This window comes from Marinobacter subterrani, from assembly GCF_001045555.1.
GTDB classification, from domain to species: Bacteria; Pseudomonadota; Gammaproteobacteria; order Pseudomonadales; family Oleiphilaceae; genus Marinobacter; species Marinobacter subterrani.
Genome location: NZ_LFBU01000001.1, coordinates 2,513,338 through 2,528,416, shown reverse-complemented (window position 1 = coordinate 2,528,416; position 15,079 = coordinate 2,513,338). Strand labels below are relative to the sequence as shown.

Annotated in this window: 15 protein-coding genes, 1 pseudogene and 1 riboswitch; of the genes and pseudogenes, 12 read left to right on the top strand and 4 right to left on the bottom strand. The window is 57.3% G+C overall.

Annotated features, from left to right (window positions below):
* Positions 1 to 155 precede the first annotated feature (155 nt).
* The 11 genes and pseudogenes from msub_RS11800 (at position 156) to msub_RS11750 (ending at position 10,031) form a co-directional block, all read left to right on the top strand.
* A complete protein-coding gene (locus tag msub_RS11800) occupies positions 156 to 1,175 on the top strand; it encodes a sodium:calcium antiporter (protein ID WP_048496197.1) in 1,020 nt (339 codons plus the stop codon).
* Between the two features lie 90 nt (positions 1,176 to 1,265).
* Positions 1,266 to 2,699 carry a 4Fe-4S binding protein gene (locus msub_RS11795; protein ID WP_053077956.1) on the top strand — a complete coding sequence of 478 codons (1,434 nt, stop codon included), beginning with the start codon at positions 1,266 to 1,268 and terminating at the stop codon, positions 2,697 to 2,699.
* 38 nt (positions 2,700 to 2,737) lie between these two features.
* Positions 2,738 to 3,151, top strand: coding sequence for a hypothetical protein (locus tag msub_RS11790; protein ID WP_048496196.1), 414 nt, complete (start codon positions 2,738 to 2,740; stop codon positions 3,149 to 3,151).
* A complete protein-coding gene (locus tag msub_RS11785; RefSeq protein WP_048496195.1) occupies positions 3,148 to 4,335 on the top strand; it encodes an FTR1 family iron permease in 1,188 nt (395 codons plus the stop codon). The genes msub_RS11790 and msub_RS11785 overlap by 4 nt, the downstream gene beginning before the upstream one ends.
* 42 nt (positions 4,336 to 4,377) lie before the next feature.
* Complete coding sequence (locus tag msub_RS11780) at positions 4,378 to 4,917, top strand: iron transporter (RefSeq protein ID WP_048496194.1); 540 nt, start codon at positions 4,378 to 4,380, stop codon at positions 4,915 to 4,917.
* A 102-nt stretch (positions 4,918 to 5,019) separates the two neighbouring features.
* A riboswitch (cobalamin riboswitch) is annotated at positions 5,020 to 5,222 on the top strand.
* A gap of 150 nt (positions 5,223 to 5,372) precedes the next feature.
* Positions 5,373 to 7,121 (top strand): annotated as a pseudogene (locus msub_RS11775) (ribonucleoside triphosphate reductase); the annotation flags it as partial.
* Positions 7,114 to 7,260 (top strand): anaerobic ribonucleoside-triphosphate reductase, encoded by a 147-nt coding sequence (nrdD, locus tag msub_RS22370; protein WP_048496192.1) that lies wholly within the window; start codon positions 7,114 to 7,116, stop codon positions 7,258 to 7,260. The pseudogene msub_RS11775 and the gene nrdD, both read left to right, overlap by 8 nt.
* A 1-nt stretch (position 7,261) precedes the next feature.
* On the top strand, positions 7,262 to 7,966 hold the full coding sequence (locus msub_RS11765; protein WP_048496191.1) for an anaerobic ribonucleoside-triphosphate reductase activating protein: 705 nt from the start codon (positions 7,262 to 7,264) through the stop codon (positions 7,964 to 7,966).
* 36 nt (positions 7,967 to 8,002) lie between these two features.
* Positions 8,003 to 8,365, top strand: a complete 363-nt coding sequence (locus msub_RS11760) for a DUF488 domain-containing protein (RefSeq protein WP_048496190.1) — start codon at positions 8,003 to 8,005, stop codon at positions 8,363 to 8,365.
* A 115-nt stretch (positions 8,366 to 8,480) separates the two neighbouring features.
* Positions 8,481 to 9,569 (top strand): methyl-accepting chemotaxis protein, encoded by a 1,089-nt coding sequence (locus msub_RS11755; RefSeq protein ID WP_048496189.1) that lies wholly within the window; start codon positions 8,481 to 8,483, stop codon positions 9,567 to 9,569.
* A gap of 150 nt (positions 9,570 to 9,719) precedes the next feature.
* On the top strand, positions 9,720 to 10,031 hold the full coding sequence (locus msub_RS11750) for a hexameric tyrosine-coordinated heme protein (RefSeq protein WP_197083826.1): 312 nt from the start codon (positions 9,720 to 9,722) through the stop codon (positions 10,029 to 10,031).
* A gap of 97 nt (positions 10,032 to 10,128) precedes the next feature.
* On the opposite strand, the gene msub_RS11745 is transcribed toward msub_RS11750, so the two are convergent.
* From msub_RS11745 to msub_RS11730, 4 genes are all read right to left on the bottom strand, one after another.
* Positions 10,129 to 10,455: a carboxymuconolactone decarboxylase family protein gene (locus msub_RS11745; RefSeq protein ID WP_048496188.1), complete on the bottom strand. Its 327-nt coding sequence runs from the start codon at positions 10,453 to 10,455 to the stop codon at positions 10,129 to 10,131.
* 119 nt (positions 10,456 to 10,574) lie between these two features.
* Positions 10,575 to 11,738, bottom strand: coding sequence for a cytochrome P450 (locus tag msub_RS11740; protein WP_048496187.1), 1,164 nt, complete (start codon positions 11,736 to 11,738; stop codon positions 10,575 to 10,577).
* Positions 11,739 to 11,837: 99 nt separating this feature from the next.
* Complete coding sequence (locus msub_RS11735; protein ID WP_048496186.1) at positions 11,838 to 13,034, bottom strand: trans-sulfuration enzyme family protein; 1,197 nt, start codon at positions 13,032 to 13,034, stop codon at positions 11,838 to 11,840.
* 6 nt (positions 13,035 to 13,040) lie between these two features.
* Positions 13,041 to 13,769, bottom strand: coding sequence for a succinate dehydrogenase iron-sulfur subunit (locus tag msub_RS11730; protein ID WP_048496185.1), 729 nt, complete (start codon positions 13,767 to 13,769; stop codon positions 13,041 to 13,043).
* Positions 13,770 to 13,962: 193 nt separating this feature from the next.
* On the opposite strand from msub_RS11730, the gene msub_RS11725 reads away from it, so the two are divergent.
* A complete protein-coding gene (locus msub_RS11725; protein ID WP_197083825.1) occupies positions 13,963 to 15,030 on the top strand; it encodes a tellurite resistance/C4-dicarboxylate transporter family protein in 1,068 nt (355 codons plus the stop codon).
* The last annotated feature ends 49 nt before the right edge of the window (positions 15,031 to 15,079 follow it).

Sequence of the window (15,079 nt, the reverse complement as noted above, 5' to 3'; positions counted from 1 at the left end):
AGGTTGGCTATGGTCGGAATTCTCCCATGCGTGACTCAAATGATGGTGCGGGATCACGAAGGGTTGAAATTGTGGTATCACGGTCGCAGGACTTACAGATATTTGTTCTTGGATAGCAACACGCTTAGCAAGGAGGGCATATCCTTCAGCTTCTGATGTGGGCGGCGGTTGCCGTCGTCGGTACCGCGGTGGTCTGGAAAGGCAGCGGGCTTCTGGAAGCCGGCAGTGAGCGGTTGTCGGTGTATTACCGTCTGCCCGAGATCGTCCAGGGTGCGATTGTCGTTGCCATTGGTTCAAGCTTTCCGGAACTGGCGACTGTGGTTGTCTCTACCCTGGTTCATGGGGAGTTTGAGCTGGGGGTGGCGGCCATTGTCGGCTCCGCGCTGTTCAACATCATGGTTATTCCTGCCCTCAGTGGTCTCGTCGCAAAGGATCAGCTGACCACCAACCGCGACCTTGTCTACAAGGAAGCCCAGTTCTACATGATTGCGGTGGCAACCCTGCTGCTGACTTTCTCGTTCGCGGTCATCTACAACCCGGTTGAATCCGCTGATGGCGAACTGCGGGGCGAGCTGAGCCGTGGTCTGGCATTCCTGCCACTGGTGCTTTATGTGGTGTACATATTTGTTCAGTACCAGGACACCATGGACTATGAGTCCGATGCCGATGTCTCCCATATCCGGCCAGGGCGCGAGTGGGCGAAGCTGGCGGCGGGGCTGGCGCTGATCCTCGTGGGCGTCGAGGGGCTGGTCCGGGCCGCTGTCAATTTCGGCGATATTCTGGGCACGCCCAGCTTCCTGTGGGGTATCACGATTGTTGCCGCTGGCACCTCGATTCCCGATGCCTTTGTTTCCGTACGTGCCGCTCGCAATGGCAAGGGCATAACCAGCACTGCTAACGTATTGGGGAGCAACATCTTCGATTTGCTCTGCTGCATTCCCATAGGGGTTCTTATCGCAGGAACGGCGGTGATCAATTATTCAGTAGCTGCGCCGATGATGGCGGTTCTGACCCTCGCGACTGTGATCCTGTTTCTGATGATGCGCACCCACATGATCGTGAGCCGGGCAGAATCCTGGAGCCTGTTGCTGATCTATGGGGGATTCGTGGCCTGGATCGCCATGGAGTCCTTTAATGTTACGAATCTGCTGGTTAACTTCCCGCCTGAAACGTAAAATTTAAATCAAAGCCTGCATCTTGATAAGAATCATTATTATTCGCGTCATTTTGCTTTAAGGTTTGCGTGGTTCGGAGAGGATCACGCAATGCATATTATTCCCGCAAAAGACATCAGTGAAGCCTCGGCTCCATCACGCTTTGTTGGGGGGGCGGATTTTGCTTCGAGGCATTCGAGTCTGGAGCGTCGCCTGGTCCGGCTGCGCTCATGGCTTCCCTGGGTGCATGTGGGCATGTTTCTGGTTTTCCTGGCGGTTCTGGTGGTGCCGGTCTATCTCCCGGAATCATCCGAGCAGGCAACGTTTCTGGATGATGGCCGGGAGCTGGCCAATTATCTGCTTTGGGGTGTGTGGTTTCCGCTGATGTTTTTCTCGGTGGTGATCACCGGTAGAAGCTGGTGTGGCTTCCTGTGTCCCATGGGCGCGGCGTCAGAACTGGCCAACCGCCATGGGCTGAAAAGGCAGACGCCCGCGTGGATTCGATGGCCAGGCACGCCCATCCTCAGCTTTATCATTATCACCCTGCTGGGCCAGACCACCGGCGCACGCGACCACCCGGAGGCGGCTCTGGAGATCTTTGGTGGCACCTTCGTAATGGCGGTCATCGTGGGGTGGCTCTGGGGCCGGAACAAGCGTGTGTGGTGTCGCCACCTGTGCCCCATCGGTTTGCTATTGGGCGTATTCGCCCGCCTGGGTGCGGTGCATCTTTCTCCACGAAAGAGGAAGTCCGGCCCGGATCAACTCACCGACAAAACCATTTGCCCCACCTACATCGATTTGCCCCGCAAGCAGGCCGCCCGCCACTGCATTGAATGCCTGCGCTGCATCCTGCCCGGGCATACCGCCGGTCTGGCAGTGTCCTTCCGCCGCCCGGGTCAGGAATTGGAGGCCATTCGGCATCATGCCCCGGATGTCTGGGAAACCCTGTTTATCTTCCTGGGCGCCGGTGTGGCTCTGGGGGGATTCCTGTGGCTGGTGCTGCCATTTTACAACGACTGGCGGCAGGCGCTGGGCAGGTGGTTTATCGAGCAGGGCCAGTACTGGATTGGCGAGCCAGGGCCGGCCTGGTTGATGAGTGTGCACCCGGAGCGCCGGGAGGTCTTTCGCTGGCTCGACTTCTTCATGATCACCGGCACCATGGTGACGGTGATGGCGTTGTCCGCCCTGGTGCTGAGTATGGCATCCCTGGCTAGCGCCGGGCTTGCCAGGTGGCGGGGCAGTGGGGAAAGCCTGTTCCAGGCCTTCGTCCAGATTGGCTATAGCCAGGCCCCTGTGGCGCTCATGGCTCTGATGATTGGCCTTGCGACTGAACTGTTTACCCCCTTTGTGCGTCTGGGCATGACCACCGCACAGGTGAATGACGTGAAAGCCGCGATGATTCTTTTCGGGTTGCTCTGGAGCGTTTGGCTAGCCTGGCGAATTCTGCAGGGGTTGGGTGTTGACCGTGGCCGCTGGCTGGCGCTGTTACCGAGTGCGGCCGGCAGCAGCGCCATGGCCGCTGCCTGGTGGCTGGCGGTGCTTTGAGCCTTTTTACTCATATCTGAACCGATACGGAGAGTCTGATGTTGGTAGCGCGTGCGTTGTTTCTGTTATTGGCGATGTCGGCAGCCTGGGTGGCGCAGGCAGCGGATGAAGACTGGATGCCGGTGGCCGATCAGGTCATCGAACAGTTGGATACCGCCCTGACCAGTTATCAGGCAGGGGATGCCAAAGCCGCCCGGAGGGAGGTCATCCAGGCTTACTTCGGTCCGTTTGAAGGAGAAAAGATGGAAGCAGCCATCCGCAGTCATCTGGGCATTGAGCCGGCTTTTCTGCTTGAGCGCCAGTTCGGTGCTATTCGCAAGGACATCAAGAGCGGGGCGCCGGAAAAGGAGGTGGCATTGGCAGTCAATGAGCTTAAACAGGCCCTGAAAGATCACGCAGAACAGCTCAATGAGGCAGGTGTTCCCCGTTCGGTGTACGAGGTAAACCAATGATTGCCCGGTGTCTGCTGTTTCTGCTGATGGCTCTCGGGGGGGGCACTAATGCCAATGCCGCCGCACAGAAAGTGGATGCCGATGCTGTCATCGGTGAACTGGTGGCTAGCGGTGATGCTGCCTTACAGGCCTACGAGCCGGAAAATGGCATGGATACCATGGACCGGTTTTCGGCCCTGTATTTCGATGTCTTCGAGGGCAAGGGCCTGGAAACCGTCGTTGGCATGAAAGATCCGCACCTGAAAACCCGGGTGGAATCCCGGTTCGGTGAGGTGATTGGCCTGTCCGCCAAGGGAGCTCCGAAAGGCGAGGTGTCCGGGGCCTGGTTGAAACTCAAGGGGGCTCTGACTACCGATGTCGCCAACCTGTTTGCCGATGAGGACCTGAGTTTTACCGGACTGGTTCTGCAGTCTTTCCTGATCCTGTTACGCGAGGGCTTCGAAGCCATGCTGGTGGTCATGGCCCTGGCCGCCTACTTACGCCGTTCCGCCGGCGGCCGTGGTATGTCGTCGCTGTATGCCGGGGTAGGTCTGGCCCTGGTGGCCAGCTTGCTGACGGCTTACGGCATGAAAATTCTGTTTGATATCTCCGGTACGGCCCGTGAAGCGCTGGAAGGTATCACCATGCTCTTTGCCGCGGCTGTGCTTCTGTACGTCAGCCACTGGTTGCTGGCCAAGCAACAGTCCGACAAATGGCAGGCCTATATCCGCCGGAAGGTGGACCGCGCTCTTTCCAACGGTCAGCTGTGGGCGCTGGGGCTGGCGGTGTTCCTGGCGGTTTACCGGGAAGGGGCGGAGACCACCCTGTTCTATTACGCGTTGGCGGGGCAGGCGGAGAGCGCCGCCTTACCCATGCTGCTGGGTTCAGCGGGAGCCGCCGGTGCGCTGGTGGTGACTTTCCTGATAATGCGCACCGCGTCTTTGCGACTGCCGTTACCCCTGTTCTTCAGTGCCACGGCAGCGCTGCTGTTCTATCTCGCCTTCAGTTTTGTCGGTACCGGCATCCTTGAACTTCAGGAAGCCGGCTGGGTGGACATTACCCCGCTGCCGGGCATTCCCCGGCTGGCCTGGCTGGGTGTCTATCCAACCCTCGAAACCCTGCTGGCCCAGGCTGTGGTGCTCTTGCCATTGATCCTGTCCGGTGGCTGGTTATGGTTGCGTCGCCGGGCGGCGGCGCAGGCCTGAGGCACGTCATACAAGTTTACCCATGAAAGAAGGAGCAATGCGATGAAAGCAATTACCCGAACCCTGGCCTCGGCCACCCTGCTGGCTGGCAGCCTGAGTGTGGCCGGTTCTGCCCTGGCCGGTGAGGTGATGATCGGCGAGCCGGTGGAAAAGCACGGCATGGAAATCGGCGCCGTATATCTGCAACCGGTGATGATGACTCCGGAACTGCCCGGCATGGGCGACAAGGATATCCATCTTGAAGCCGATGTGGTGGCCCTGCCCGGCAACAACAACGGGTTTGGCGCTGGCGCCTGGGTGCCCTATCTGGGCGTCACCTATACCCTGACCAAGGAAGGCTCGGACTGGTCAACGACCGGTGCCTTTATGCCGATGGTTGCCTCTGACGGCCCCCATTACGGAGCCAATATCAAGCTGGATGGTCCCGGCAAGTACCAGGTGACCTACCACATCGATCCGCCTCCGTATCAGGGCTTCTACCGCCACAAGGATAAGGAAACCGGCGTTGGCAAATGGTGGTCACCGTTTGATGTCGAGTGGGAATTTGCGTTTGTCGGTACCGGTAAGAAGGGCGGTTACTGATTGATTTCTGCCGCCTGTGGAGCAAATGCTGCGCAGGCGGATCCTGCCTGTTATTCAAGTAAAATAAATATCTGTTTTCCTTGAATCTGGTTTTCGCAGCGTATATAGTGATTTTGTCTTGGTAAGCCACAACATGTTGTGTTTGTGGCGAGGAATCCGGTGAGAGTCCGGAACTGACGCGCAGCGGTATTGGGGAACGAGCGTGGCATGATGACACTGGCGCAAGCCGGGAAGTCGCCACGTAAGGCAGAGCCGGAAGGCTCACGCCCCTGAGTCCGAAGACCTGCCAGGGCAACAAGCACTGCACCTTCGCGACTCAGGGTGAACAGCTGATCATGTCTCGGGCACTCGCCCGTGCCTGGCCTCCTGTATTCGCGAACGTTGCTGCACCTATTGCGACAACCTGACGCGCTTCCAGGAGGAACCTGATGTCTGCCCACACCACCTCGCACCCTGTTGATCCGGCCTTGCTGGATATCTCCGCCACTGTTGGTGAATACCTGCACCGCAGCGACTGGCGGGTGAACGCCAATGCCAACCAGGGCTATTCCCTCGGTGGCCTGATCCTGAACACCGCTGGCAAGGTGATTGCCAACTACTGGCTGAACGAGGTGTATACCCCGGAAATCGGCCAGGCCCACCGGCAGGCAGATTTGCACATTCACGACCTGGACATGCTCAGTGGTTACTGTGCCGGCTGGTCTTTGCGTACTCTGCTGCACGAGGGCCTGAACGGCGTGCCGGGCAAGGTGGAAGCCGCCCCGCCAAAGCACCTGTCCAGTGCCATCGGCCAGATGGTCAATTTTCTTGGCACCCTGCAGAACGAGTGGGCTGGGGCCCAGGCTTTCAGCTCTTTCGACACTTATCTGGCGCCGTTTATCCGAAAGGACAAACTGGATTACGCCACCGTGCGCCAGTGCATCCAGGAGTTTGTTTACAACCTGAACGTGCCGTCCCGCTGGGGCACCCAGACGCCGTTTACCAACATCACTTTTGACTGGGTTTGCCCGGACGATCTGTGGGAACAGATACCGATTGTTGACGGTGAGGAAATGCCATTCAGCTATGGCGAATTGCAGGCCGAGATGGACATGATCAACCAGGCCTACATCGAGGTGATGACGGCGGGTGACAGCAAGGGCCGAGTGTTCACCTTCCCGATTCCCACCTACAACATCACCCGGGACTTTAACTGGGAATCCGACAACGCCCTGCGACTGTTTGAAATGACCGCTCGTTACGGTCTGCCGTACTTCCAGAATTTCCTCAATTCCGACCTGGAACCCAACATGGTGCGCTCCATGTGCTGCCGCCTGCAGTTGGACCTGCGGGAACTGCTCAAGCGGGGCAATGGCCTGTTTGGCTCAGCGGAGCAGACCGGGTCGCTGGGTGTGGTCACCGTTAACTGCGCCCGGCTGGGTTACCTGTATAAAGGGGACAAACCGGCGCTTTATGCCCGCCTGAATGAACTGATGGACCTGGCCCGGGACAGCCTGGAAACCAAGCGCCAGGAGATCGGCCGGCTGATGGTGGAAGGCCTGTTCCCCTACACCAAACGTTATCTCGGTACCCTGAGAAACCACTTTTCCACCATTGGAGTGAATGGCCTGAACGAAATGGTCCGCAACTTTACTGCCGATCAGGAAGATATCAGTAGCGAGCAGGGCAGGGCCTTTGCACTGGAACTGCTGGATCATGTGCGGGAGCGGATGAAGCAATACCAGGAAGAAACCGGCCATCTCTATAATCTGGAAGCCACCCCGGCCGAAGGCACCACCTACCGGTTCGCCAAGGAAGACCAAAAACGGTTTGCCGACATCCTGCAGGCAGGCACACCGGATGCCCCCTATTACACCAACTCCAGCCAGCTGCCGGTGGGCTACACCGACGATCCGTTTGAAGCCCTGGATCTTCAGGATGAACTGCAAACCCGCTACACCGGTGGCACCGTACTGCACCTGTATATGCGCGAACGCATCAGCGATGCGGCTACCTGCGGCCGGTTTGTGAAAACAGTGCTGGAGAACTACCGGCTGCCGTACATCACAGTAACGCCCACCTTCTCCATCTGCCCGGTGCACGGGTATCTGAACGGAGAGCACGAATTCTGCCCGAAATGCGACGAGTTGTTGCTGGCCGGGCAATCACTGCCGGCAACGTCCGGCACTTCCCCAAGAAGCAAAGAAGGAGTTCAGCATGGATAACCAGAAACTTCCCGATGACAGCCAACGCCAGCGTTGCGAAGTGTGGACCCGGGTAATGGGCTACCACCGCCCGGTCTCGGCCTTTAACAAAGGCAAGCAATCCGAGCATCGCGAACGCACCCACTTCCGGGAGCGTTGAAATGACTGCGGATAACCTGGTGATCGGAGGCATGGCCGCCTTCTCCACCGTCGATTATCCGCAACACCTAGCGGCAACCCTGTTCCTGCAGGGTTGTCCCTGGCGTTGCCATTACTGCCATAACCCTCATCTTATACCACTGGAAGCCGGTGATGAAAAAATGACCTGGCAACAAGCCCACCGGCACCTGAAAAGCCGGCAGGGTTTACTGGACGCAGTGGTATTCAGCGGCGGCGAACCTACTATCCAGAAAGCCCTGCTACCGGCCGTGCAGCAAACCCGCGAACTGGGTTTTCGCAACGGACTGCACACCGGTGCCCCGCACCTGAAGCTGCTGGAGCCGCTGTTGCCCTGGCTGGACTGGGTGGGACTGGATATCAAGGCGCTGCCTTTAGATTATGAAACCACCACCACCAACCGCCATTCCGGGCAGGAGAGCTGGGCGGCTATCTCCGCACTGCAAAAGGCCGGCGTGGACTTCGAATGCCGGATGACCTGGCATGGTGCCCTGCAGTCACCGGAGCAGGTGATTGCCGTGGGGGAGCGGCTGGCGGAGCAGGGCGTGCGCCGGTTTGCGGTGCAGATCGCCCGCAGTGATCAGATGCTGAATGACGCCATAGGGGCAGGGCGCCTGAGTGCGAAAGACAAGCAGTGGGTACAGAATACACTCACGCCATTCTTTGAAACCCTGGATATCCGGGAGTAGGCTGGGAAGTCCACTTACACATCGGAGAGTGTGCCTATGGAAATTCGCCTGAAAAGAGCCTATGACACCGCCGCCCGCTCAGACGGCCCTCGCGTACTGGTGGATCGCATCTGGCCTCGGGGTGTGGCCAAGGAAGATGCCGACATTGCCCACTGGCTGAAAGAGCTGGCGCCCTCTACTGAGTTGCGGAAATGGTTCGGTCACGATCCGGATAAATGGCCGGAGTTCTGCGAGCGCTACCTGAAAGAGCTTCAGTCCGATGATGCCGCGGAGGATCTGCGCACACTCCGGCAGCTGCTTGATGAACACGAGCGCATGACGCTGGTGTTTGCTGCTAAGGATACCGAGCACAACAACGCTGCAGCGCTGCGGGATTATATCCTGGACGGCCAGCTCTAACCCCGTCCATGCTCGGCATTGACGGCATTCTGAGGGTTTGTTGTTACAAATCCTTACTGCTTCAGTCTAAAACATGTATAAAATATAAATGAATATGAAGGATTGGAGCAGCAGTATGGGTTTTTGGCCGTCCACAAAGCGTGCGGAAGCGCTGGAAGCGGAGCTGTCGGCATTAAACAAGGCATTTGCAGAAGCCAGTGAGCAAAACCGCAGGCTGGAAGCAGAGCTGGAGGAGGAGCGCAGATCACTGACAGAAACACGCTCGGAACTTATGCTTGGCCACCGGCTGTTGGCCGGTCTCGGCCAATTCGGTTCGTCGCTGACTGAGCTCAAGGGTTCGTTCAGTGATCTATCAGATTTGCTAGGCTCCCGCCGCAGTGAAGCCCTGAAAACCCGCGATGAATCCGCCCGTGTGCGGGATGGCATGACAATGCTGGTTCAGCGTTTGGATGGCGCCCGCCAGAGGGTAGTGAATTCTGCGGGGCAGATGGAAGCGTTGGAGGCAGAAACCGGAAGTATAACCTCACTGGTGGATGTCATTGACGGCGTCTCTGACCAGACCTCGCTTCTTGCCCTGAATGCCAGTATCGAAGCCGCCCGGGCCGGCGAGCATGGCCGGGGATTTAGCGTGGTGGCAACGGAAGTTCGCAATCTTGCGTTCAGGGCCGGTGAAGCCACCCGGGAAATCGACGAAGCTATCGGTCGAATCCGCGGTCAGACGTCCGCAGTTTCCGGAGCCAGCAAGGCCAGCAGTGAAGAGATGAACAAGCTTGCCGAAGAAGCCGGAGCCGCCCGGGACCGTTTGATGTCGTTAATCGATCTTGCGGGCAATTCATCCACGGCTCTGGGCAACGCTGCCCTGATGGCGGAAATTGAACTGGCCAACCTGGAAGAACTGGAAATCAAACTCACGGTGTATCAGATCCTGGCCGGGTTATCCGACCGAACCGCGGATACCTTGCCATCAGAAACCGAATGCCGGCTCGGCCAGTGGTACTACCAGGGCGACGGTAATCAACAGTACGCCGGCCGAATGGATTTCAAAGCCATTGAGGAGCCTCACCGGTTGGTGCACGTGTATGCTATTGAAGCCGTAAAGGCGCACCACGGTAATCGCCCGGAAGAGGCGCTGAAAGCACTGGAGGCCATGGAAGCCAACAACCTGGATGTGATGAGCCGGTTGAGGCGGCTGGTCTCTGTATAGTCAGTCTGGGGGGCATGAGAGCGACTGCTTCCCTGGGGAAGCTTTTTCGCCCTGAAAGAGTCATTGAAAATATATGTATTATGTGGTTCATTACTGGAAGAGCCTCGTAAAGAGGCCAACAAACTGATGAGGGCCAAGGAGATAATTGTAATGAAACCAGGAAAACGGATTCTGGCAGTTTGTGCAGTCCTGATTCTGAGTATGCCGTTTGCGGCACAAGCGGAAGAAAATAAGAAGGCAGACACGTGGCTGCCGAGTCTGGTTACTGATACACCTCAAGAAGGTTTTGAGCTGGCCATCAAACTATCCAGGATGGGAGTGAAAAGTACGCAGCCTAATAAAGAGATACTCTTCCGTGAGCGTGCCGAGTATTCGCAGGATGCTAAGGCACTTATTCATGCCTCCGAGGTAATTGCTGTGCATTTTCAGACCGTGGCCGAGGCCAACGACTACTGGAAATAAATGTGTGATGGCGGCCCTCAAGAGCCGCCTGGAATCACCTGATCGCATGTCGTCAAGACCAAGCGATCGTGAGCCGCTTGATCTGTTGAAAAAAACGTTATTCTTGACTGAGCGCTTCCTGAGCCCACTGCCAAGCGGCGACCGTCGCTGGAAAGCCTGTTGAATTCATACCCAGCACCAGCGCGTGTTCTATGTCCTCGCGTGTGAGGCCGAGTTCCAGACTTCGTCGAACGTGGGATTTCAACGCAGATTCACGACCCGCACCCACGCAAACGCCCAGCTTTACCAGAGCGCGCATTTTTTCATCCAGAGGGCCGGCATCGGCAAGGGCTTTGCCGAGCTGCTTGTGCGCTTGTTGAAGCTCTGGAAATCGTTCGCTGAAGGCAACGAAGGTTTTGGGGAGTTCGCTGTCATGTTTATCCATCGGATTTCCTCGATTGTGGGTTCCGCTCTTGAACCAGAACTTTACCCCAAATTGGAGAATTACAGAATCCGCAGATGCAGCAATTCACCCTTCCATGGCGCTGCTTCCGCTGGCCTGGCTTATCGTTTACGGATGACCATCGGCAGGTAATTGAAACCTCCAGTCGGGAAAACCGCCCGTTCAGGCCGATCCCCGGGCGCAGGCTCCAGTGTGTCGACAGCGCGAAGAAACTCCTTCATCAGCACCCGGAGCTCCATCCTGGCCAGAGGTGCCCCTGGGCAGACGTGAACGCCTGCGCCATAAAGCAGATTATGGTCACGGTTCTTATGTGGGCAAAACGCATCGGGGTCGCCGAAAACTTTCTCGTCCCGGTTGGCGGACGCCCACAGAATTGTGATTTTCTCCCCTGTGGGAATAGGTCTTCCGTCAATCTCCACATACCGGGTGGTAATCCGGCGGTTAGATATCAGGGGCGCATCAATGCGAAGTATTTCATCGATCGCGTCCGGCAGGGCAACGGTATCGTTGGCAAGGCTTTGTCTCAGGTCCGGATGTTCTGCCAGGTAACTGAGCAGAATCGATACGCTGGAGCTGATGGTGCCCAGTTCACCTACAGTCCAGTTGCGCATCAGGCTGGTGAGTTCTTCATCGCTCATAGGTCGACCATTGACGGTCTCTTCCATCAATGAAGTGGTAACGTCTCTTGGGGCGTTGGCTCCGGCCTGGCGTCGGGTTTCCAGCAGATCGTGAATATAGCCATCGAACTCATGGGCAACTTCAGCCATGGCCTGTCGGTCACTGGCAAGGGTGGCCCGGTGATTTTTCAGTACCCATTCTCTCAATGGTCCATGAAGGGAGTCGGGCCATCCCATAAACGTGGATTGTATCTGCAGGGCAAAGGCTCTGCTGAATGTTTCGACCACATCGAATGGCTGGCGGTCAGGCAGATTGTTGACAAGGATACGCGCAATATTGCGACAGGCTGGTTCAAACTGGCTCATTGCCTGTTGAGAGAAATAGGGCTCGATGACCTTTCGATAGGGGGTATGTTCGGGCGGATCCATGCCATTGGGGACGGAAAGATGGCTGGATGCCGCGCTACTGAATGTCTGGTGATCTTCCAGTACCCGCATAACATCCTCATGCCTGAATAACGTCCAGTGCTGGTAATCGCTCCAGGCAACGGGGCATTGGGCGCGCATGGTATCATAGGCCCGTATCTGGTCACTCAGAACCTCATCAGACCGGGGGTCCCAGTCAGGGCTGTGGGGATCGTCTGCCATCGCTCATCCTCGAAAAGAAAACATGTCTTTTCAGGCTAACAAAGCGCAGGTTTGTGTTCTTGAAGATAAATCAACTGGTGCCTGGTGTAATGATTTAAATCATTGCGGCATCGAGCTGTTGGCAGTGGCTATAGCCTGTTGCAGGTCCGCAATCAGATCTGAGGGATCTTCAAGGCCAATGGATAGTCGAAGCATGCCGTCGGTGATCCCCCGTTTCTCCCTTTCTGCCTTACCGATATCATGATGACTGGTAACGGAAGGTTGGCTGACCAGGCTTTCTACGCCACCAAGGCTGGTTGCCAGGAGGAAAATTTGCAGGTTATCGGCAACGGCTGTGGCTGTTTCCCCTCCGCCAGTGACTTCGATTGTCATCATTCCGCCGAAGCCACTCATCTGTTCGGCTGCTAGCTGGTGTCCCGGGAAGGATGGTAGACCAGGATAGAGAACACGGGTGACGCCGGGGTACCCATCCAAAGCCTGTGCAACCGTCATGGCATTTTCATTGTGTTGCCGGATTCGCACGGGCAGGGTGCGGAGGCTCCGGGAGAGCAGAGCTGCCGTCTCCGGTGAGAGTAACTGGCCAAGGTTTTTTCGCCAGGCGGCAACAGCTTCACTCAATGGTGCCGTCGACATCAGGGCACCGGCGGTAAGATCACTGTGACCACCCAGATACTTGGTCGCGCTGTGAACAACAATGTCCGCACCCAGTTCCAGCGGCCGTTGGTTTATGGGTGAGGCAAAGGTGTTGTCAACGGCAAGCAATGCCCCCTGTTCGTGGGCAATCCTCGCTATGGCCCGGAGATCAATAATGGCAAGGGTGGGGTTTGCTGGTGTTTCGCAGAACACAAGCATGCCGGGCCTGATTAACGAGGCCTTGAGTTCCTCTGCATTGGCCTGAAGAAGAAAGGTGACCGGGATGCCCAGGGGCCGGCAGTGATTGGCCAGTAGCTCCTGAGTGCCGCCATAGACATCACCAACACAGACAACTCCGCGTTGACCATGAGCAAGGATGGTTGCGGAAATGGCTGCCATGCCAGACGCAAAGGCCAGTCCTGCCTCGGCCAGCTCCAGCGCTGCCAGGCCCTGCTCAAGCTCCTGAATGGTCGGATTGGTTCCCCACCGGGTGTAGAGATGGCCCGGCCTTCGCGCTTCGATAACGTCCAGTTGCGCTTCGCTGTCGCGGAAGCGGTAGGTGGTGGTGTTATAGACCGGGGAATAGGGACTGCCAAAGACATCCCGGTGGCGACGGTTATGAATAATACGCGTGGATTGCGCTTTTGAGCGGTTATCGGCCATAAATATTCATACCTGTTCACGAACAAGCATGGCTTTGATCCGCCCAATGGCCTTCATCGGGTTGAGTCCCTTGGGGCAGTATGCCGTGCAGTTGCCAATGCCCCGGCAACGAAATACGCTGAACGGGTCTTCAAGTTTCTCCAGGCGCTCGCGGGTGGCAGTGTCCCGTGAATCCACCAAAAACCGGTATGCCTGCAACAATCCCGATGGCCCGATATACTTTTCCGGATTCCACCACCATGACGGGCAGGCGGAGGTGCAGCAGGCACAGAGGATGCACTCATAAAGTCCATCCAGCTTTGCCCGGTCCTCCGGGCTTTGAAGGCGCTCAATGGCCGGTTCGGGGTCATCATTGATCAGCCAGGGCTGTACCCGTTCGTACTGTTTGAAGAACAGGGACTGGTCCACGACCAGGTCACGGATGATCGGCATGCCTGGCAATGGCCGGATTTCCAGGGTGTCCCGGCTACCCAGGATGTCGGATACCCGGGTGATGCAGCCCAGGCCGTTGCGGCCATTCATGCTGAGGCCATCGGAGCCGCAAACGCCTTCCCGACAGGAGCGCCGGAAAGACAGGGTCGTATCGCGCGTTTTCAGATGCTCCAGTACGTCCAGTACCATGCGGTTCCGGAACTCGGAGCCCACCGTGACATCCTGGTTGTAAGGGGCTTCATCCTGTTCCGGATTGTATCGCAACAGTCTGACTGTGAATTCCTTCGCTGTGTCCTGTTTCATGTTTGTCTCCCTTTGGAAAACGTCAGGTCAGAAAGTAGCAAGGGCCTGGTATTTTAAGCAGTATCTGTTGTATATCTTAATCCTAGAATAGAACATGGACTCCGGGCGTCGCAAGCCATGTGCTATTTTATATCAATTCCGCCAACCACAGACCGCTGTCCGAACTCTGTATCCGGATGGCTGAGGATTTGAGGTGACCACAAAATTCCAGGGCGCCCTCCGGCTGCGGAGACTGATTCAGACCGCCGCCGCCGAGCTTTTTCCGGGGTATTTCGCCGTTGTGATGGCCACCGGCGCCACTTCCGTGGCCGCCGATATGCTGGGTTACCGGGTGTTGGCGCTGTTGCTGTTGGCCTCCAATTGTCTGGCGTACAGCGTCCTGTTTCTGTTAACGGCGATTCGAGCTATTTGGTACCCGCGGCTGATTGTCATGGATATGATGGACCACGCCAGGGGGCCCGGCTTTTTTACCCTGGTGGCGGGCAACTGCATCCTCGGTGTGGAATTCCAGATGCTGTTGGGATGGAGCATGGCCTCTGCCGCGTTCTGGTGGATTGGGGTGGTGCTCTGGGTGCTGGTCATGTATCTGTTCTTTCTCGCGATTACCACCCGGGAAAACAAGCCGACCCTGGATGTCGGCATCAACGGTGCCTGGTTGCTTGCCGCAGTCAGTACCCAGGCCGTGGCAATTCTGACGGCGCTGGTTCCCTGGACCGGGCCGGAGGACCTCCGGCTGTTCTTTGCGTTGTGCATGTTCCTGATTGGCTGCATGCTTTACCTGGCCATTATCACTCTGATTTTCTACCGGCTGACGTTCCTCCGCCTGAGTGCTGAAACCCTGGGACCACCCTACTGGATCAATATGGGTGCCGTGGCGATTACCACCCTGGCCGGCTCCACACTGATCATCCGGGGGCAGGAGGGGACCCTGCTGGCGGATTTCCTGCCGTTTCTTCGCGGATTCACTCTGTTTTTCTGGTCTATCGCCACCTGGTGGATTCCCCTCCTGATAGGGCTCATGCTCTGGCGACATATCATGAAGCGTCACCGGCTGCAGTATGAGCCGCAACTGTGGAGCATGGTCTTCCCACTGGCCATGTACACCACCGGTACTCTTCGGCTGGTTGATGCCCTGGGAACCCCGTTTCTCCTGGCAATACCCGCCGTGACATTCTGGCTGGCACTGGCTAGCTGGCTCTTTACTAGTCTGGGCATGTGGCGCCATTTTGCCGGGCTGGTACTCAAGAGCCCGCCCGGTTAACGCGTCGATAACGACGCGGTCTAGGAAGCCAAAGAGCCCGGTACGGTCC

What these genes read in the sequence shown, in the direction of transcription:
- msub_RS11780 (WP_048496194.1), top strand. Translation starts at nt 4,378, where the DNA reads ATGAAAGCAATTACCCGAACCCTGGCCTCGGCCACCCTGCTGGCTGGC.
- msub_RS11790 (WP_048496196.1), top strand. Translation starts at nt 2,738, where the DNA reads ATGTTGGTAGCGCGTGCGTTGTTTCTGTTATTGGCGATGTCGGCAGCC.
- msub_RS11735 (WP_048496186.1), bottom strand. Translation starts at nt 13,034, where the DNA reads ATGGCCGATAACCGCTCAAAAGCGCAATCCACGCGTATTATTCATAAC.
- msub_RS11740 (WP_048496187.1), bottom strand. Translation starts at nt 11,738, where the DNA reads ATGGCAGACGATCCCCACAGCCCTGACTGGGACCCCCGGTCTGATGAG.
- msub_RS11730 (WP_048496185.1), bottom strand. Translation starts at nt 13,769, where the DNA reads ATGAAACAGGACACAGCGAAGGAATTCACAGTCAGACTGTTGCGATAC.
- msub_RS11755 (WP_048496189.1), top strand. Translation starts at nt 8,481, where the DNA reads ATGGGTTTTTGGCCGTCCACAAAGCGTGCGGAAGCGCTGGAAGCGGAG.
- msub_RS11760 (WP_048496190.1), top strand. Translation starts at nt 8,003, where the DNA reads ATGGAAATTCGCCTGAAAAGAGCCTATGACACCGCCGCCCGCTCAGAC.
- msub_RS11765 (WP_048496191.1), top strand. Translation starts at nt 7,262, where the DNA reads ATGACTGCGGATAACCTGGTGATCGGAGGCATGGCCGCCTTCTCCACC.
- msub_RS11785 (WP_048496195.1), top strand. Translation starts at nt 3,148, where the DNA reads ATGATTGCCCGGTGTCTGCTGTTTCTGCTGATGGCTCTCGGGGGGGGC.
- msub_RS11750 (WP_197083826.1), top strand. Translation starts at nt 9,720, where the DNA reads ATGAAACCAGGAAAACGGATTCTGGCAGTTTGTGCAGTCCTGATTCTG.
- msub_RS11745 (WP_048496188.1), bottom strand. Translation starts at nt 10,455, where the DNA reads ATGGATAAACATGACAGCGAACTCCCCAAAACCTTCGTTGCCTTCAGC.
- msub_RS11800 (WP_048496197.1), top strand. Translation starts at nt 156, where the DNA reads ATGTGGGCGGCGGTTGCCGTCGTCGGTACCGCGGTGGTCTGGAAAGGC.
- nrdD (WP_048496192.1), top strand. Translation starts at nt 7,114, where the DNA reads ATGGATAACCAGAAACTTCCCGATGACAGCCAACGCCAGCGTTGCGAA.
- msub_RS11795 (WP_053077956.1), top strand. Translation starts at nt 1,266, where the DNA reads ATGCATATTATTCCCGCAAAAGACATCAGTGAAGCCTCGGCTCCATCA.